The organism is Undibacterium sp. CY21W (assembly GCF_014284265.1).
Taxonomy (GTDB): domain Bacteria; phylum Pseudomonadota; class Gammaproteobacteria; order Burkholderiales; family Burkholderiaceae_D; genus Undibacterium; species Undibacterium aquatile.
Genome location: NZ_JACOGE010000006.1, coordinates 193,268 through 211,756 on the forward strand (window position 1 = coordinate 193,268; position 18,489 = coordinate 211,756).

The window sequence follows — 18,489 nt, forward strand, 5'->3', positions numbered from 1 at the left end:
AGACCAGAATATGCTAGTTCTTTTGGGGGATATGCGGAATATTATTGGCTTCCGGGCGCATAAGGACAGTATGCAATTCTCGACGATAGCGAAACAAGGTCATCAGCATCAGCGCGCCCAGCAAACCTTGCGAAGCGGCAAACACAAGGCCAGCAAAAGTTGTCAACGCCATCGGTGCCAACGGCAACAGCAATAACAGCAGCAGAGCCAGCAAGACCAGACGTGCTTGCCATAACAGTCGCTGTGGCGGCAATATCACCTGCATGGCGGGCACACGCTGCCCGGCAGGCGTTTGTCGTCGCAGGTGCAGAAAGACCAGAAACGGAATAATTTTTCCCATCATCGCATTCACCGGCAACACGGCACCACCAACCAGCACCAACACACCTATCCACCAGGGAAATGCCTGTATAAGCCATACTGGCAAGGCTGCAAGAAGACCGTGAACAGAGTCGCCAGCGTTGTACAACCCGGTCAGTAAAGCTGCAGTCGCCCAACTGGCGGCTGACACCAGCCATAACTGCCAGGCCGGATCAAATCTTCGCCGCGCCCGCCAGATGGCACGCAATGCAATACTGGCAAAAATCAGCATGAACGCGCAGCCAGCAAGCAATGCCCACTGCCAGAAAAATACCGGCGTCGCTAACACTAAAGGTATCCACAAAGCAGCGGGGACAACCCGTTGCCAGCGCGCAGAAGGACGCGCACTTTGCCAAAACATGGGTACTGTCGTCGAACCAACACCCAGCACCAGTGTCGCGATCAGACCAACCAGACCCCAAGCGACATGCAAATTCAGCCAATGGAGAACATCAATACTCCACCAGCCCGCAAAATTACCTGCCAGGGCAATTCCGATACCAACCACCATGGCGATAGCGACTCCGGTCCAGCGCAAAGTACGGGTAGTTGCATCCACCACGCTGATACGCCACGCGGTATGCAGCAATGCGCAAACCACCGCGCCATATAAGACAAAGGCACAACCCGCAGCCAACATGAATCCGTAAACATAGCCAGATAAAAATCCGCTGGCCAGACCAGCAGCGATCAAGGCCGAACCTATGGCAACGAAAGGAGAAATATAACGCGCGGCAGCCACGGTTTGCCCAGCCACCACCGGCATCAGTTGAAACAAGGCGCCGATCATGACTGGCATCAGCATTCCCAACACCAGACTATGAGTAACGGCCAGCGTTAGTGGCGCAAACCGATCCGGCAAACCTGAAGCGGAGCCGAATGCCAGCAATAAGCCAGCGACCAAGCCCAGCCAGGGTGCCGGTAACAGACAACCGAAGATCGTCGCTGGCGATGGCGCCAGCTCGTAATTGAGAATATTGACACCTGACAAAACTGATCCTGTCTTTAAAGAGAAACAGCAGTCAACAAAGAAAGGTCAGCCATATATCAGCGACACATCAGCCGCAAGAACATGCGCCGCAACAAGGGCTACCCATACCCAGTTTATCTTCCAGATCCGGAATACTGCCGCCACACATAGGGTACAAAATATTCTCTTCTTTTACATTGTGCTGCTGAATCAGTACATTCAGCGTATCGATTGCTGCCAACGCGGCTTCGGGTTGATTTGCCTCGATCGCTGCATACGCCTCGTCGCGCAGATTGCGTATCTCGGCATGCTCACTACGCATGACGCTGGTCGGGCCATTCACCATGCCGGTTGCCTGCTCCAGCGCAGGGAAAAGTTTGTTTTCTTCCAGCGTAAAATGCCCGTCCAGCTGTTCGTTGAACAAACGGAAATTGCGTCCGGCCGAAGCCATATCACCTTTATGCAAAGCGGCCTCGCAGCGGTTCAGTTGATCATCACACTCCTGATGCTGACGCACCAATTCTTTCATTGCTTTAGACATGTTCTCACCTTAGTTGTGACCCGGAATGTGCAAACACATTCCTTAGTATTTTTTTGTAATCGCGGCCGGCCGCATGCCGGCCTGCTTTACTGCACCAGAGGGCTGTCGGCACCTTGCATATCGATACCGGAAATCTGTGCGCGCCCTACCAGTAATTGCAGATACTGGCGTAACGCATGATCATGACTGGCCTGATGCATCGCGTTCGCAATATCTTTTTCTACCTTATCAAACGGCAACATCTGCCCTTCGACCTTACGCCCCACCTGTATGATATGCAGGCCAAAGCGGGTCTCGACCAGCTTAGGAATAATGCGACCTGCTTCGGCCTCAAACAATGCCTGCTCAAACTCCGGCACGGTTGCACCACGGCCGATCTGCCCCAGACTACCGCCGACTTCGCCTGATGGACAATTGGAATTGGCCTTTGCGCATTCGCCAAACTGGGCCGGATTTTCCAACACATCCTCCAGTACCACCGTGGCGTGCTTACGCAGAGCATCCAGATCCACACCTGGTGTCACCTGAAACAGGATATGACTGGCTTCTGCCAGCTCACCAACCCGGAAGTGATCCGGGTGTGCCTGATACTGGCGCATACACTCATCTCGTCCGGGTGTGGGTACGCTGACTTCCTGTTGCAACAAGGCGTCAATCAGCGCTTCTTCATCTTCATTCTGCAAACCTGACTGCTGCGCCTCTTGCAGCAGGATGCGGCGCAGAACCAGTGCCGTCATCGCACTTTTTACCGGGTCGGCAGCATCCTGATGTTCAGGTAACTCCCGCTCCATATCCGCATCGGTGAACTCATAACCATTGACTACGACAGGCATGTTAATCTCCAAATCAGCGTGGGCGAACCAGCTGCCATGCGCGACTGATATAGGTCACAGAAGCAAAGCCGCTCCAGACGTGTACCAGACGGGTGAAAGGAAAAATCACAAACAAGCTCAGTCCCATGAACAAATGCAGCTTGAACAGTAATGGCGCGGCAACGATAAATTCAGCAGCATCACCCTTGAAAGTCACGATGTGCTGTGCCCATGTCATCAGCAGCACCATCATGTGGCCGTCGCTGTGATTCGCTGATTCAAAAATCGTCGATAAGCCCAAGCCCAACGTAATGAAAATCCACAGCAACAATACCTTGTCACCAGTTTTCGTTACGGCAGAAATCCGTGCATCAGAGAAACGGCGATGCAACAGAATCAGCAGACCGACCATGCATAAGGTACCGAAAACACCACCAGCCACCATCGCAATCATCTGTTTAAAGCTGTGCGTGATTCCCAGCGTGTCCCAGACAATGACCGGTGTCAGCAAGCCGACCAGATGGCCGAAAAACAATCCGAGAATTCCGAGGTGAAACAGAATATTGCCGGTTCTCAGGTTACCTGTATGCAGCATTTGCGAAGAGTCGCTTTTCCAGGTGTATTGTTCCCGTTCAAAACGTGCCAGACTGCCGAACAGAAAAATAGCCAACGCGATGTAGGGATAAATCCCGTAAATAAATTGATGTAGATAAGTCATGATGGTATCTCCTCATTGACAAGAAGTAGCGCCGTTCGCTTTGGGCTGCTTAGGATAAAAATTGACCGGATGCGTGCCTGACAGATTCGGTTTCAGCAAAGGTTCAACACCATCAGCGCCAGGGCCGAAAGTTTCCATTGCGTCATCCATATCACGTACTGGCGGTTCACCCTGCTCTTGCGGCACGACATCCGTAAACGACGTCAGCATCAAAAATGCATTCGCGTAAGGACTTTCACGACGCTGCAGACGAACACCAATGGCCGCAATCACGTGAATTGCTTCACCCAGAAGTTTTTCAGCCTCTTCGTCACTGACCAGACTCAAAAATTCCAGGAACAAAGGAACATAATCCGGTAACTCGCTCGCTTCCGGTTCAAATCCATGGCGACGATATTCTTCAATCAGATCCACCATGGCCTGGCCACGATCACGACTCTCGCCGTGAATATGTTCAAACAGGTGCAACGCCACTGAAGGTGTGCGATCAAACGTGCCGACATAGTTTTCCTGCAAGGGAATCAATGCCGTCGTGCTCAGATAATCCAGCAATGGTTCCAGCGATTCCAGGCTGTCCGGTTCATCAGCCAGCGCCTGCCGTATCTCAGGAAGCGCCGCCTGCAATTCAGCCTGGGGATAGCTCAGGAGTGCAGATAAAATACGATAAATTTGCATACAATTTCCTTTAGGGCAGATCAGGTGCGTCATGCGCACCTGATGGCTTTTATTCAACGCTGGACATTTTTTTGCGTGATTTCGGCATTTCGACAAAAATCACACTACCCTGCGGCTTCTTGCCGAACAAAGCACCATCGGAAACACCACCCGAGCAGCCGTTACCGAACGTAAATCCGCAACTGCCTTTTTCATTGAAGCTGTCTTCCACCATTTCCTTGTGCGATGAAGGAATCACGAAACGATCTTCGTAGTTCGCAATCGCCATGGTCTGATACATATCTTCAACCTGCGCTTCTGTTAAACCGACCTGCGCCAACACTGCTGTATCTTTCTGACCGTGCACCACTTCAGAACGCTTAAAGGCGCGCATTGCAAGCATACGATCCAAGGCTCTCAAGACCGGTTCTTCTTTACCGGCTGTCAGCAAATTCGCCAGATAACGCACAGGAATACGCAGCGATTTCACATCAGGAATAATGCCGTTCATACCCATGTGACCTGCTTCTGCTGCCTTTTGAATCGGTGACAGAGGTGGTACATACCAGACCATAGGCAGCGTCCGGTATTCTGGATGCAGCGGGAAAGCAATTTTCCATTCCATCGCCATTTTGTAAACCGGCGATTTCTGTGCGGATTGAATCCAGCTTTCTGGAATGCCATGCTTACGCGCTTCGGCAATCACTTCCGGATCATGCGGATTCAGGAAGCAACCGAGTTGCGCCTCGTACAGATCTTTCTCATCCGGTACTGAAGCGGCTGCTTCTATCTTGTCAGCGTCATACAGCAAGACACCGAGATAACGGATACGACCTACGCAAGTTTCGGAACAGACAGTTGGCTGACCGGCTTCAATCCGTGGGTAGCAGAATGTGCACTTCTCTGCTTTACCGGAACTCCAGTTGTAATAAATCTTTTTGTAAGGGCAACCGGAGATACACATACGCCAGCCGCGGCACTTGTCCTGATCGACCAGGACGATACCGTCATCTTCACGTTTGTAGATAGAGCCAGATGGGCAAGATGCTACGCAAGCAGGATTCAGGCAGTGTTCGCACAGACGTGGCAGGTACATCATGAAAGTTGATTCGAAGGTGCTGTACATTTCTTTTTGTACTCCTTCGAATAACTGATCACGACTACGTGAGCTGAATTCGCCGCCTAAGTCGTCTTCCCAGTTTGGACCCCAGACAATCTTGTCCATCTTTTTGCCAGTAATGACAGAGACAGGACGTGCAGTCGGTGGCGTCTGTGACAATGGCGCGTTTTGCAGGCGCTCATAGTCAAAGGTGAATGGCTCGTAGTAATCGTCAATCTGCGGCAGATTGGGATTCGCAAAAATGTTCGCCAGAATGCGCAGCTTGCCGCCTTGTTTAGGCTCTAATTTGCCCGCGTCATTCCGATGCCAGCCGCCTTTCCATTTGGACTGGTTTTCCCACTCTTTAGGATAGCCAATACCAGGCTTGGTTTCGACGTTATTAAACCAGGCATACTCAACGCCGTCGCGACTGGTCCAGACATTTTTACAGGTCACGGAACAGGTGTGGCAGCCGATACATTTATCCAGGTTCAGCACCATGCCAACTTGTGCGCGAATTTTCATGATGCTGACTCCTCTTCCAATTTACCCTCTAACCAATCTACTTTTCTCATCTTACGCAGAACCACAAATTCATCGCGGTTACTACCGACTGTGCCGTAATAGTTGAAGCCATATGCCAGTTGAGCATAGCCACCAATCATGTGGGTAGGTTTCAAGACCGCACGTGTCACTGAGTTATGAATACCGCCGCGCATACCGGACAATTCAGCACCTGGTGTGTTCACGATTTTTTCCTGAGCGTGATACATCAGACACATGCCTTTTGGCACACGCTGACTGACCACCACACGCGCCGTCAGCGTACCGTTACTGTTGAATACCTCGACCCAGTCGTTATCCACCAGACCTGCTTCTTTTGCCTCGATCTCAGAGACCCACACGTGCGGGCCGCCGCGACTCAAGGTCAGCATGCGCAAGTTGTCAGAATACGTAGAGTGGATGCCCCATTTCTGATGCGGTGTAATCCAGTTCAGAACAATCTCTTTCTCGCCGTTCGGATGCTTATTCAACATCGGCGCAACCGTCTTGGTATCGATCGCTGGTTTGTAGACGCAGAGACCTTCACCGAAGTCCAGCATCCAGCGGTGATCCTGGTAGAACTGCTGGCGACCGGTCAGTGTGCGCCATGGGATCAGTTCATGCACGTTGGTATAACCGGCGTTGTAGCTGACTTCTTCCGATTCCAGACCAGACCAGGTCGGTGCCGAAATAATCTTACGTGGCTGTGCCTGTACGTCGCGGAAGCGGATCTTGTCATGCTCACGGCCAACCGCCAGATGCGCATGATCGCGACCAGTGATTTTCGATAAAGCTTCCCAGGCTTTGACTGAGACATGACCATTGGTTTCCGGTGCGAATGTCAAAATCATTTCGCAGGCGTCAATCGCTGTATCCAGACGTGGACGTCCTTTCGATACACCCTCTTCGGTCACCACTTTGGTGATGCCACCGATTTCATGGACTTCGTGTTCGGTGTTCCAGTTGATCCCTTTACCGCCGTTACCAAGTTTGTCTAACAAAGGTCCGATCGATGTAAACTTTTTGTAGATCTCTTTGTAGTTACGTTCAACGACCACAAAGCTAGGCGCAGTCTTGCCAGGAATCAGGTCACACTCGCCTTTTTTCCAGTCTTTTGGCTCAAACGCCTGACCAAGTTCGCCCGGTGTATCGTGCATCAAAGGTTGCAAGACGATGTCTTTGCGTGTCCCCAGATAGTCACCACCGATTTCAGTGAATTTCTTAGCGATACCTTTGTAAATTTCCCAGTCGGTTTTGCTTTCCCACAAAGGTTGCACTGCTTCACTCAATGGATGAATGAAAGGATGCATATCGGAGGTATTCAGATCGTCTTTTTCATACCATGTTGCTGTCGGCAATACGATATCGCCGTACAGACAGGTCGTACTCATGCGGAAATCCAGCACAGTCAGCAAATCCAGCTTGCCTTCGGCGGCTTTTTCACGATACTTAACCTCAGATGGCTTGACCGCTTCATCAGGATCATCAAACAGCGCATTCTGTGTACCAAGTAAATACTTCAGGAAATACTCATGGCCTTTGCCTGAACTACCGAGAATATTCGAGCGCCAGACAAACATATTGCGCGGGAAGTTTTTAGGATTATCCGGATCATCGCAACTCATGTTCACGTGACCAGATTTCAGACTTTGTTTCAGATATTCTGCTGGTTCTACACCCGCTGCTGCCGCTGCATCGCACACATCAAGTGGATTGGTTTCTAATTGCGGGCAAGATGGCAACCAACCGAGACGCTCAGATTTCGCATTCAAATCGATCATGCTCATGTGGCTGACTTTGGATTTGTCTGCCGTTGGCGCAAGAATTTCATCGATATGCAATTTCTCATGGCGCCACTGGCTAGTATGCGCATAGAAGAAGCTGGTGCCGTTCATCTGACGTGGAGGACGTGTCCAGTCGGATGCGAAGGCCAGCGGCGCCCAACCGAATTGTGGACGGAGTTTTTCTTGGCCGACATAATGCGCCCAACCACCACCGGATTGACCGACGCAACCACACATCATCAGCATATTGATGATGCCGCGATAAATCATATCGTTGTGGTACCAGTGATTCAAAGCCGCGCCGACGATGACCATGCTCTTACCATGTGTTTCGTGGGCGTTTTGTGCAAATTCACGTGCGACCTGAATGACCAGTTCACGTTTAACGCTGGTGTGTTTTTCCTGCCATGCCGGTGTGTAAGGCACGTCGTCATCGTAAGAATGAGCGACAGCGCCGCCCAGCCCCTGATCCACACCGTAGTTTGCCATCGACAAGTCATACACGGTGGCGACTAAGATTTCTGTCCCGTCAGCTAAGCTTACTTTGCGTGCAGGCACATTACGCAGCACCATGTCATTCGCATCAGCACCACCGAAGTAGTTAAAGCCTACGCTGACGACTTCGTCATGCTTGGCAACCAGACTCAGTTGCGGATCGATCTCACGACCGGAACCACCGTCTTTTGGTTCCAGATTCCAGCGACCGACTTTTTCACCATTATTGACTTTACCTTCACCCCAGCGGTAACCGATAGAACCGTTTGGTGAAACGATATCGCCGGTTTTCTCATCAATCGCCAGTGTTTTCCAATCGCCATTGTTTTCTTCGTTCAATCCACCTGGCAATTGTGATGCACGCAACATCTGATCTGGCACGAAACTGCCATTGCGCTCAACCAGACGTACCAACATAGGCATGTCGGTATATTGTTTGACATAGCTGCGGAAATAATCAGACTTGCCGCCAAGGTGGAATTCTTTCAGGATCACATGACCCATCGCCATTGCCAGCGCTGCATCCGTACCCTGTTTAGGTGCCATCCAGATATCACCAAATTTCACCATCTCACCGAAGTCGGAAGACACAGCAACAGTCTTCGTACCTTTGTAACGCACTTCAGTATAGAAGTGGGCATCCGGCGTCCGTGTTTGCGGTACGTTAGAACCCCAGACCATCAGATAAGTAGAGTTGTACCAGTCAGCAGATTCTGGCACGTCGGTTTGTTCGCCCCAGATTTGCGGACTTGCTGGCGGCAAATCGCAGTACCAGTCGTAGAAAGACAAGCATGCGCCACCAATCAAAGACAGATAGCGCGCGCCAGCGGCGTAAGAAACCATGGACATCGCTGGAATCGGAGAAAAACCGACGACGCGATCAGGGCCGAATTTTTTGACAGTGAACGCATTCGCGGCTGCAATGATTTCCTGCGCGGTATCCCAGTCAGCGCGTACAAAGCCGCCAAGACCGCGAACCGATTTATAACGTTGCGCTTTGACCGGATCCTGACTGATCGATTCCCATGCCTGCACGGGTCCCATGGTCTTGCGTGCTTCTTGCCACATTTCCATCAGACGACCGCGGATCATCGGATATTTAACACGCTGGGCGGAATAGACATACCAGCTATACGAAGCGCCGCGAGGGCAACCGCGTGGCTCGTGGTTCGGCAAATCAGGACGGGTGCGCGGATAGTCTGTCTGCTGGGTTTCCCAGGTAATCAAGCCATTCTTGACATACACCTTCCAGGAACAGGAACCCGTACAGTTCACACCATGGGTGGAACGCACAATCTTGTCGTGCTGCCAGCGGCTGCGGTAAGCGTTTTCCCACTTACGATCCTCTTCAACTACAGCACCATGACCATCGGAGAAGGTGGACTTCACCCGCGACATGAACTTCAATCTATCCAGAAAATGACTCATCGTAACTCTCCATATCAGGTGGGCGATGTACCCACAAGTTTCTTTACTTGCATACTGAGAGTGTAGAGAGTCAGCGTTAGCACGCCCATTCTTCGGTGCGGTGTGTCAGCTCAAGCATTGGCACTAGGCTGACTACTCCTTTAGAACTAGTCGCTTTTTAAGAAAAATGATTTGTATCAACAGCGCAAAAAAGACATCAGATTCAGCCAATAAAAAAGCCTCTGATCGTTATCAGAGGCTTAATTTAAGGGCAATGCCTGCCAAGAGACGACTACTGCATCAACATGGCATCTCTGCGCCCTTGCGCGAGTAGTACCACCAGGTTACCGCCATACATGTGACATAGAATCCGATGAAAACATACAGAGCCATATCAGGCGCACCGGTCATCTTGATGGACGTACCAAAGCCCTGAGGAATAAAGAAGCCACCATACGCACCTATCGCACCGGAAAAACCCAGCACAGCGGCAGATTCTTTAGCCGCATCCAAACGCGCCTGCTTCAGAAGGGCATCCCCTTTGCCAGCAACCGCACGCTCTCTCTCGGTCTGGAAAATGATAGGAATCATGCAGAACGTCGAGCCATTACCGAGTCCGGTGAGAATAAACATCAGAATAAACGAGCCAAGAAACATCATGAACTGATGTGAATGCAAGGCTGGCAGAATACCCGTGGCAATCGTCAGTGCCATTGTAGCAAACACCCAGAACGTCAGACGGGCACCACCGATTTTATCTGAAATCATGCCGCCGACAGGACGTGCCAACGCACCAGCCAATGGCCCGAGGAACGCGAACTTGGCAACATCAATTTCTGGGAACTGCGCTTTGATCAGCATCGCAAAACCTGCAGAGAAGCCGATAAAAGAACCGAACGTACCGATGTAAAGAAAACACATCAGCCAGTTATGTTTGCGCTTGAAAATCACCGCCTGATCTGCAAATGAGGCTTTTGCAGAAGCTATATCATTCATCCCGAACCAGGCAGCGATAGTCGCAGCGATAATCAGGGGAACCCAGACGAATCCTGCATTTCCCAGCCAATACATTTTATCGACGCCTGTTTTGGCATTGTGGAATAAAAATCCATCACCGGAAATCGCAACTCCAAACATCGCAGATGAAATCACCAACGGTGTCAGAAACTGCACCACAGACACGCCCAGATTGCCGATACCTGCATTCATGCCGGTCGCATAACCTTTGCGTGATTTTGGGAAAAAGAAACTGATATTCGCCATACTGGAACTGAAATTACCACCACCCAATCCGCACAACAAAGCCAATACCAGCAGCGTTGAATAATTGGTGGTCGGATCTTGCAACGCAAAACCCATACCGATCGCGGGGATCAGCAGACTTGCGGTCGAAATCGCAGTCCATTTGCGGCCGCCAAACACCGGCACCAGGAATGAATAGAATATCCGCAAAGTCGCGCCGGACAAGGCTGGCAGCGCGGTCAAAAAGAATAACTGATCTTTCGTGAATTTAAATCCGGCCTTATCCAGATTCGCCGCCACCACGCTCCACAACATCCAGACCGAGAACGCCAGCATCAGACTCGGAATCGAAATCCACAGATTCCGGTTCGCAATTGCACTACCTTCTTTTTGCCAGAATTCCGGATTTTCCGGTTCCCAGCGTTTTAAAACATGGCTCATTATCTGCTCCTGATTTTCCAAAAAACGTTCATTACATTGAGGCGTGTTCACACCGGAATTTATGCAGGTAACGATGCCTGTGCCGCCAGCATGCCTTCACGGCGGAACTGGAAGTGCATCCAAACCAGAGAAACACATACGGTGCCGTACAACAGCATGAAACACGAGCTGCGGATACCGGTCACATCAACGATCGCGCCAAACATGATTGGCAAAATAAATCCACCCAGACCACCGGCCAGACCAACCACACCCGATACCGCACCGATGTTGCTGCTGTAATCATCCGAAATAAACTTGAATACCGATGCTTTACCTACCGCCATCGCGATGCCGACTACAAATAAAATCATCGTGAACAGCACTGGAGTCAGACCAATATGAAATGTCTGCATGCCATTGATTGTTTTGATCGTGAAATCAGTTTGTGGGTAGGACAACAAAAAGAATGCTACCCAGCAAACCCACATCACCCACCAGGTCACTTTATAAGCGCCGTATTTATCTGAAAGCCAGCCACCGAAAGCGCGCAACACACCACCAGGCAAAGAAAAGCAGGCTGCCAGCAAAGCTGCACTCTTGATGTCAAAACCATATTCGGTGACGTAATATTTGACCATCCACAAACTCAGACCAACGTAGCCGCCAAACACCACCGAGTAATACTGGCAATAACGCCAGACTTTGGGATCTTTCAACATCTTGAGCTGCGCCATAAAGCTGACACTGGATTTCACGTTATGACTGGGATTTGTCGCGGAAAAAACCCAGAAAATCAGTGCTGCAGCCAACATCATGCCCGCGTAGACTTTTGGAACCAGAGTCCAGCCAGCTGCGGCAATCAGAACAGGAGCAATAAATTTATTGACGGCAGCACCCGAATTGCCGGCACCGAATATCCCCATTGCCAAACCCTGGCGTTCTTTTTTAAACCAGCGCGCAACATACGGTGTGCCGACAGAAAATGAACCGCCAGCCAGACCGACAAACAAACCCAGCACGAGAAAATGCCAGTAAGCCGTTGCGTAACTGATCAGGTAAATCGGAATCACTGTCGACAACATCAGGAGGAACAACACGATACGACCACCGAAACGATCAGTCCAGATGCCCAACGGCACCCGTATCAATGAGCCAGTCAGAACTGGCATGGCAGTCAATAAACCAAATTCGGTCTCATTTAAATGCAAGGCAGTTTTGATCGGAATACCGATCACACCAAACATCATCCAGATCGTAAAACACACAGTAAACGCCAAAGTACTGGAAGCCAGTACTGAATAGGCTTTGCCTTCATTCGCCATGACAGCTCCTTTTGCTTTTTTAGGTGATATAAGCTTAAGGAGTGTGGGGTTATTTAGAAATTCCCCTGACGGTAGTCAATCTGACTGCAAAAGGATGGGGTCACTGGCTGAAAGAACTAGACCGACCTAGGTCGTTTCGTCAGTTTCGATGCGTAAGAGATGGCATCAACAAAAGTAAATAAACTGACTCAAGCTTGAACGTCATTTCCCACGACAAATCATTTGTCAACGGCAGACAAAACCGCATAGAGGTACAAACGCTGGAAAATTTTTTTCCGTTGGAAAATAGAAAAACGGCTTACAAAGAAAACCCTGTAAGCCGTTGATTTCATTAAATTCTGTGGGGTGGACGATGGGGCTCGAACCCACGACAACAGGAATCACAATCCTGGACTCTACCAACTGAGCTACGACCACCACTGAATTTCACTGGAATACTGCCCCAAGTGAGCTACGCATTATATAAGGATTTCGCCCCCATAGCAATACTTTCTCAAGCAATCAGGCCATTAAACTGAGAAACGCGGTCATTGGGTGTTGTTCGTATTGACGGGAGACCTTAGGCCAGCTCAGCAATGTCATCCCCTGTGATTCTTTACTCAGTCGGTCAGATGGCTGGTGACGACTCACTACCTGCGTCGATAAAAAACCGTGCAACAACTGACGTTGATGCTGGCTCAGTGTTTCATAAAACACCAGGCACAAATCACGCATGCGGATATTTTCGGTCGCGCCGGACTGCTCTTCCCGTTCAAGCTGGGAAAACAGTTCAGGTAAGGCAAATGCGTTTTTCTGTAACGATTCCCGTTGTGCTGATTGCCATTGCTCACGCCGCGCTGCACGTTGCCGCAGCATACTGCGTAAGGTGCTTGCGGTTTCGCGCCAGAATGCACTTTGTTCCGGGGTCAGCGCCAGTACGTGATGTACATCGTCTGCGCGCGATAGCAAATGTTCTATACGGATTTGATCGAAAGGAATACGGCTCAGAATGGCAGGTTCTGATATAGCGACTGCCATATCAATGGCAAGAGCATTTCTTTTGGAGGATGAGATCCGTCGCATAAAATCTGTCTAGTCAAAATGAGTTTGAATAAAAAATGCCTACGTAAGTCCTACGTAGGCATAAACTCACAATCCAGTGAGAAGAGGAGCGTGCGTTGAAACAGTCGACAATATAACTGCACCAACCCGCATCACCGGAAGCTATTACAAATTTTTACTCGCCATAGAAAAGCGTCACAATTTGGGTCATGAAACTTACATTTTGTGTTCCATCGTTGTCAGACTTTTGACGGTCGCTTTCACATCCACAGTTTCCTGTTTTTTATTTTCATCTTCGAAAATTAATTTCAGTGTCACGGCATCACCGGCTTTTGCCTGCGCTTTCAAGTCCATCAGCATGACATGATAACCACCGGGTTTGAGCTCGACATTTTTTCCGGCCGGCACATCCAGTTGAGGAATCGCACGCATTTTCATGACGTTATTGTCCATCTTCATTTCATGCACTTCTACCAGACCGGCTGCCGCCGACTGCACTTCAATCAGACGCACATTTTTTGTACTTTGAATCTGCATAAACGCACCAGTCGCTTTTTGTTGCGGCACGGTAGCTCTGACCCACGCATCCTTCACCACAATTTCAGCTTGTGCAGCCAAAGTAACGGTGGCGATGGAAGCAGCGATGATGGATTTGATAAACATGTTCATAAGGCCCTCTGATTATTGAGAAGATACTTCCAGACTGCGATCATACGCAGTCACTGTTTGCATGCGTTCAAAAGCTTCAAGCAAGATGTCAGGATTACCGGAAGCCAGTTTTTTACTATCGGATAAGGTTTGCCGGAAAGCGCGGGCACCAACCAGTCCCATCATCAATCCCAGCATGTGGCGTATCACGCTGTTGAGGCGCAAACCCTTGCCACCATTGCCATACAATTCTAACTGACGATGAATATAAGGAATCATCGCATGCAGAATTTCTTCACGGGTTTTGACCGGAGTCATATCATCGTAAAAGAGCGCATCAAAGTCTGCCATAAAATAAGGATTGTGATACGCCTCGCGCCCTATCATCACACCGTCGACATGCTGCAAATGCTGCTGCATTTCCGCCGTCGTTTTAATGCCGCCATTCAGAATAATTTCCAACTCAGGAAACTCTCGCTTCAAGCGGTAGGCATAATCATATTTCAGTGGTGGAATCTCACGGTTTTCGCGCGGCGACAAACCTTTCAGAATCGCGGTTCGAGCATGGACGATAAAGGCCTTGCAACCGGCCTCAGCCACCTGCCCGACAAAGTCGCGCATGAATTCATAGGAATCGACATCGTTAATACCGATGCGATGCTTGACCGTAACATCAATGGAGACCGCATCTTTCATCGCCTTCACGCAATCTGCGACCAATAATGGCTCTGCCATCAGACAAGCGCCGAAAGCGCCTTTCTGCACGCGTTCAGACGGGCAACCGCAATTCAGATTGATTTCATCGTATCCCCACTCCTCACCCAGTTTGGCGCAATGCGCAAGATCGGCCGGCTCGCTGCCGCCAAGCTGTAATGCGACCGGATGTTCGCCGGGATTAAATTCCAGATGACGTTGCAGATCACCATGAAACAGAGATCCTGTCGTCACCATCTCGGTGTACAGCCAGGTATGGCGGGTGATATGGCGATGAAACTGACGGCAATGACGGTCACTCCAATCGAGCATCGGAGCCACGGAGACGCGGCGGGGCGGTAAAACTTGAGTAGTCACAATAAATACAATACAGCGTTAAGCAAACCGCTATTGTAACCTCAGTGCTCTAACCCTTAGCGATATCGGCAGGGATCGCTGATGCTCCGGAGGAAGTAAATACCGCGTCATCGACTGGCTTATTTATTTTTTGATCAATTGAAATCTTTTACCACGATAGAGAAAGCGGGGTAACTCACTCAACAGAGAGCAGATAATGAAATAAATGACGCCGATAAACAGGAAAATTTCCGCCGGATAAATCTGTGTGCGGCTATTCACCTGATTCGCAACCGTGGTGAGTTCCGGGACATTGACCACCATTGCCAGTGACGTATCTTTGATCAGCGCAACGAACAGACCGATATATGAAGGAATCAGATTCGGTATCGCTTGCGGCAAAAGGATATGCCACAACACTTGCCAATAACTCATTCCACTGGCGAGTCCGGCTTCAATCTGACCCAACGGTAGCGACTCGATTCCGGCGAGGGTCGAATGCATAACGGATGCGGCACTAAACCATGCTATCGCCAGAATGACAGTAGTGACGCCAGAGACATCGCGCCCCAGCCAGCGCGGCAGCAAAAAATAAAGCCAGAAAATGACCAGAATCAAAGGAATGCTACGTATCAGTTCAGCGCCATAAAACAGCACCCGTCTTACCGCTCCTTGAAAGCGCCATGCAATAACAGCAGTGATGACACCGCCTGCCAAAGCGATAACACCAGCCGACAGCGACATCAGCAAAGTCAGGAGCAAGCCGCCTATCTCACCATCCGCAGTGCGCCCAAAGAATAAATATGACCAGTTATCGACTACGACGGCAAGATCAAAACTCATTACGAAGAACTCCGGCGGCGCAGGAAAGCAATCATCGCAGAACGACCGGCCTGAGCCGCTGGAATGGTGGAGCCAGGGCCAAAACGTAAAAATACCTGTCCCATCAGCACACCCAATGCAAGGTACAACAGCGTGCCGATAGCATAGGCTTCTATCGCATGCGCGTTGAAGCTTTCGATCTGCCGGGTACTATAAATAATTTCAGCAAAACCTATTCCCGATGCCAGCGAAGATAGTTTCATCAAATTCAGATATTGACCGACAACAGGTTGCCATGCATTACGAATCGCTTGCGGCAACAAAATATAGCGAAAGCTTTTCCAGCGACTGAAACCTTGACTGAGCGCGGCTTCGCCCTGCCCGATAGACACTGCCTGCAAACCGGCACGCAATTCCTCTGCTAAAAATGCAGCAGTAAACCAGCTCAGACCAAGCCAGGCACAGATAAACTCGGGAGAAAGAAAACGAAAGCCATCAGGCAAAGGTGAGAACCAGTGATCGCTGATCACCCAGTCACGGAACGCCTCCGGCAACGCCGGATAAGCTGCAAAATACCAGAAGAACAGTTGAACCAGTAATGGCGTATTCCGAAAAGCCATGATGACAGCCTGTGCCGGGTATCGTAAGCAACGCGATTCACTGGTACGCAGCAGTAACAAGAGGATAGCCAGCACACTGGCGACAACAGAGCCAACTATCGTGATCAGTAGAGTATTGAGTAATCCGGACAGGAGCCAGGTGGCAGGCACTCCGGTGAGAACACCGCTCCAGTCAAATTGAAAACCATTCATACAGAACTGGAATGCGAGGGTAAAATTTTCTGCAAAAACCGTTGTGCCCTGGGATGTTTTGCCTGCGAAAAAAACTGATCTGGCGCAGCGACTTCTAACACTTCGCCCTGATCCATGAACACGATACGATCAGCCAACTCGCGCGCGAAGCCCATCTCATGCGTGACAACCAGCATCGTGATTCCGGTATGCGCCAACTCCCGCATCACATTTAAGACCTCACCTATCATTTCAGGATCCAAGGCAGAGGTTGGCTCATCAAACAAAATAATGGCTGGCTGCATTGCCAGGGTGCGCGCAATCGCTACTCTTTGTTGCTGCCCGCCTGAGAGCTGCGCAGGAAAATGATCGCCCTTATCCGGCAAGCCCACTTTTTCCAACAGAGCATCCGCACGTCGCCGGGCTTCCTGCTTACCAGTTCCGAGCACGCGCACCAGGGCAATCATGATATTTTCCCGGGCATTTAAATGTGCATACAGATTAAATTGCTGAAACACGAAACCAATACCAGAACGCAGCTCTTGCAATTGGCGTCCATGCAAATCCTTGGTAGATTTTCCGCCGACCAGAATATCGCCTTGATCGTAGGATTCAAGGCGATTGATGGTACGGATCAAGGTTGATTTTCCGGAACCGGAAGGGCCGCAGATGACAATCACTTCACCGGCAGCAATCTGCAAATTGATATTACTGAGAGCAGAAAAATCGCCATAACTTTTAGAGAGATGGCGAAATTCGACAGCTGGAATAGTATTAACCAAGCTCATTGAACAACGTCAATAATGCTTAATTCTGCGCAACAATTTTAAAATTTCTTGGTTCGGGTGCGGCTGAATGCTTACCAAACCAACGTTCGTGAATTTTCGCTGCTTCACCGTTTTTTTCGAGCTCCAGCAGCGACGAGTTCACCACATTCAATAATGCTTTCTCACCTTTGGGCGCACCGACGCCGATATGTTCAGTGCTCAGGTATTCAGGCAGAATTTGGAAATTTTTCTTATCACCTGCATTTGACAATAAGCCGACCAAAATCGAACTGTCTTGCGTGATCGCCTTCACACTGCCGTTACGTAAAGCAGTCAGCGCCAGCGGTACGTCGTCATAAGCAACGACTTGCGCTTTCGGGAAACGGACGTGCAACTCTTGTTCGCCTGTCGTGCCCTTGACTGCGCCGATACGCGCTTCTGCAAATGCATCAAGCTTATTCGCCGCTGAACTTGCAACCAGAAATTGCTGACCGGTGACAAAGTAGGGGTAACTAAAATCAATCACTTTTGCACGTTCTGCTGTGATCGTGATATCGGCCACAATCAGATCCACTTTTCCTGATTGCAAAAGTGGGATGCGATTAGCAGGATTGGTCGCAACCAACTCAAGTTTCACGCCGATTTTTTTTGCCAGCGCTTCAGCAAAATCAATATCGTAACCGACGATTTTATGCGACTTGGCATCGACAGAACCAAATGGTGGATTACTGTCAAATACTGCTGCACGCAACACTCCCGATTTTTTAATATCGTCTAATTTATCCGCATAGGCACTTTGAGAAAATGACAGCACTGCCAGCGCAACACCAAACAAAGAAGACAAACTTTTCAATTGGAATTTCATAACTTACCCCATCCTTAAAGTGACATTTGATGGAAACAAGTATATGGAGCTGGCAACATGCAGACAACGAAGCATTTCGTTTATCTAAATGCAGATTCTGCTGTCTGATTTCAATCAGAGTAGGAGAAAATGAGA

16 protein-coding genes and 1 tRNA gene are annotated in these 18,489 nt (G+C 49.8%); all 17 read right to left on the minus strand.

All coding sequences use genetic code 11. The annotated features are described in order from the left end of the window. Positions 1-13 precede the first annotated feature (13 nt). Positions 14-1,351 carry a hypothetical protein gene (locus tag H8K29_RS14830; protein WP_186898204.1) on the minus strand — a complete coding sequence of 446 codons (1,338 nt, stop codon included), beginning with the start codon at positions 1,349-1,351 and terminating at the stop codon, positions 14-16. A gap of 67 nt (positions 1,352-1,418) precedes the next feature. After that, the gene (locus H8K29_RS14835) at positions 1,419-1,871 is read right to left on the minus strand and encodes a hemerythrin domain-containing protein (protein ID WP_186898205.1); all 453 of its coding nucleotides are present in this window, start codon (positions 1,869-1,871) and stop codon (positions 1,419-1,421) included. 86 nt (positions 1,872-1,957) lie between these two features. Beyond that, positions 1,958-2,704, minus strand: coding sequence for a peptidylprolyl isomerase (locus H8K29_RS14840; RefSeq protein ID WP_186898206.1), 747 nt, complete (start codon positions 2,702-2,704; stop codon positions 1,958-1,960). A 13-nt stretch (positions 2,705-2,717) separates the two neighbouring features. Continuing rightward, positions 2,718-3,401, minus strand: coding sequence for a respiratory nitrate reductase subunit gamma (gene narI / locus H8K29_RS14845; RefSeq protein WP_186898207.1), 684 nt, complete (start codon positions 3,399-3,401; stop codon positions 2,718-2,720). A 12-nt stretch (positions 3,402-3,413) separates the two neighbouring features. Beyond that, entirely contained in the window at positions 3,414-4,076 is a 663-nt protein-coding gene (gene narJ, locus H8K29_RS14850) for a nitrate reductase molybdenum cofactor assembly chaperone (RefSeq protein WP_186885720.1), read from the minus strand. Positions 4,077-4,125: 49 nt separating this feature from the next. Continuing rightward, a complete protein-coding gene (gene narH / locus H8K29_RS14855) occupies positions 4,126-5,679 on the minus strand; it encodes a nitrate reductase subunit beta (protein ID WP_186898208.1) in 1,554 nt (517 codons plus the stop codon). Next, the gene (locus H8K29_RS14860) at positions 5,676-9,404 is read right to left on the minus strand and encodes a nitrate reductase subunit alpha (protein ID WP_186898209.1); all 3,729 of its coding nucleotides are present in this window, start codon (positions 9,402-9,404) and stop codon (positions 5,676-5,678) included. Before H8K29_RS14860 ends, narH begins: the two co-directional genes overlap by 4 nt. Before the next feature lie 279 nt (positions 9,405-9,683). Continuing rightward, positions 9,684-11,066, minus strand: a complete 1,383-nt coding sequence (locus H8K29_RS14865) for a NarK family nitrate/nitrite MFS transporter (RefSeq protein WP_186898210.1) — start codon at positions 11,064-11,066, stop codon at positions 9,684-9,686. A gap of 59 nt (positions 11,067-11,125) precedes the next feature. After that, on the minus strand, positions 11,126-12,370 hold the full coding sequence (locus H8K29_RS14870) for a nitrate/nitrite transporter (RefSeq protein ID WP_186898211.1): 1,245 nt from the start codon (positions 12,368-12,370) through the stop codon (positions 11,126-11,128). A 341-nt stretch (positions 12,371-12,711) separates the two neighbouring features. Further along, positions 12,712-12,787: transfer RNA gene (locus tag H8K29_RS14875), tRNA-His, on the minus strand. 84 nt (positions 12,788-12,871) lie between these two features. After that, entirely contained in the window at positions 12,872-13,387 is a 516-nt protein-coding gene (locus H8K29_RS14880; protein ID WP_186898212.1) for a hypothetical protein, read from the minus strand. A gap of 240 nt (positions 13,388-13,627) precedes the next feature. Continuing rightward, a complete protein-coding gene (locus H8K29_RS14885) occupies positions 13,628-14,080 on the minus strand; it encodes a copper chaperone PCu(A)C (RefSeq protein WP_186898213.1) in 453 nt (150 codons plus the stop codon). A 12-nt stretch (positions 14,081-14,092) separates the two neighbouring features. Continuing rightward, positions 14,093-15,130 (minus strand): tRNA dihydrouridine(20/20a) synthase DusA, encoded by a 1,038-nt coding sequence (gene dusA / locus H8K29_RS14890; RefSeq protein ID WP_370527201.1) that lies wholly within the window; start codon positions 15,128-15,130, stop codon positions 14,093-14,095. A gap of 123 nt (positions 15,131-15,253) precedes the next feature. Continuing rightward, entirely contained in the window at positions 15,254-15,952 is a 699-nt protein-coding gene (locus tag H8K29_RS14895) for an amino acid ABC transporter permease (protein WP_186898214.1), read from the minus strand. Next, on the minus strand, positions 15,952-16,743 hold the full coding sequence (locus H8K29_RS14900) for an amino acid ABC transporter permease (RefSeq protein WP_186898215.1): 792 nt from the start codon (positions 16,741-16,743) through the stop codon (positions 15,952-15,954). Before H8K29_RS14900 ends, H8K29_RS14895 begins: the two co-directional genes overlap by 1 nt. After that, positions 16,740-17,510, minus strand: coding sequence for an amino acid ABC transporter ATP-binding protein (locus H8K29_RS14905; protein ID WP_186898216.1), 771 nt, complete (start codon positions 17,508-17,510; stop codon positions 16,740-16,742). Before H8K29_RS14905 ends, H8K29_RS14900 begins: the two co-directional genes overlap by 4 nt. A 19-nt stretch (positions 17,511-17,529) precedes the next feature. Next, on the minus strand, positions 17,530-18,354 hold the full coding sequence (locus H8K29_RS14910; RefSeq protein WP_186898217.1) for an ABC transporter substrate-binding protein: 825 nt from the start codon (positions 18,352-18,354) through the stop codon (positions 17,530-17,532). Positions 18,355-18,489 lie beyond the last annotated feature (135 nt).

Excerpts from the sequence above, each read along its gene's own strand:
- H8K29_RS14835 (WP_186898205.1), bottom strand. The coding sequence starts at position 1,871 with ATGTCTAAAGCAATGAAAGAATTGGTGCGTCAGCATCAGGAGTGTGAT.
- H8K29_RS14840 (WP_186898206.1), bottom strand. The coding sequence starts at position 2,704 with ATGCCTGTCGTAGTCAATGGTTATGAGTTCACCGATGCGGATATGGAG.
- narI (WP_186898207.1), bottom strand. The coding sequence starts at position 3,401 with ATGACTTATCTACATCAATTTATTTACGGGATTTATCCCTACATCGCG.
- narJ (WP_186885720.1), bottom strand. The coding sequence starts at position 4,076 with ATGCAAATTTATCGTATTTTATCTGCACTCCTGAGCTATCCCCAGGCT.
- narH (WP_186898208.1), bottom strand. The coding sequence starts at position 5,679 with ATGAAAATTCGCGCACAAGTTGGCATGGTGCTGAACCTGGATAAATGT.
- H8K29_RS14860 (WP_186898209.1), bottom strand. The coding sequence starts at position 9,404 with ATGAGTCATTTTCTGGATAGATTGAAGTTCATGTCGCGGGTGAAGTCC.
- H8K29_RS14865 (WP_186898210.1), bottom strand. The coding sequence starts at position 11,066 with ATGAGCCATGTTTTAAAACGCTGGGAACCGGAAAATCCGGAATTCTGG.
- H8K29_RS14870 (WP_186898211.1), bottom strand. The coding sequence starts at position 12,370 with ATGGCGAATGAAGGCAAAGCCTATTCAGTACTGGCTTCCAGTACTTTG.
- H8K29_RS14880 (WP_186898212.1), bottom strand. The coding sequence starts at position 13,387 with ATGGCAGTCGCTATATCAGAACCTGCCATTCTGAGCCGTATTCCTTTC.
- H8K29_RS14885 (WP_186898213.1), bottom strand. The coding sequence starts at position 14,080 with ATGAACATGTTTATCAAATCCATCATCGCTGCTTCCATCGCCACCGTT.
- H8K29_RS14895 (WP_186898214.1), bottom strand. The coding sequence starts at position 15,952 with ATGAGTTTTGATCTTGCCGTCGTAGTCGATAACTGGTCATATTTATTC.
- H8K29_RS14900 (WP_186898215.1), bottom strand. The coding sequence starts at position 16,743 with ATGAATGGTTTTCAATTTGACTGGAGCGGTGTTCTCACCGGAGTGCCT.
- H8K29_RS14905 (WP_186898216.1), bottom strand. The coding sequence starts at position 17,510 with ATGAGCTTGGTTAATACTATTCCAGCTGTCGAATTTCGCCATCTCTCT.
- H8K29_RS14910 (WP_186898217.1), bottom strand. The coding sequence starts at position 18,354 with ATGAAATTCCAATTGAAAAGTTTGTCTTCTTTGTTTGGTGTTGCGCTG.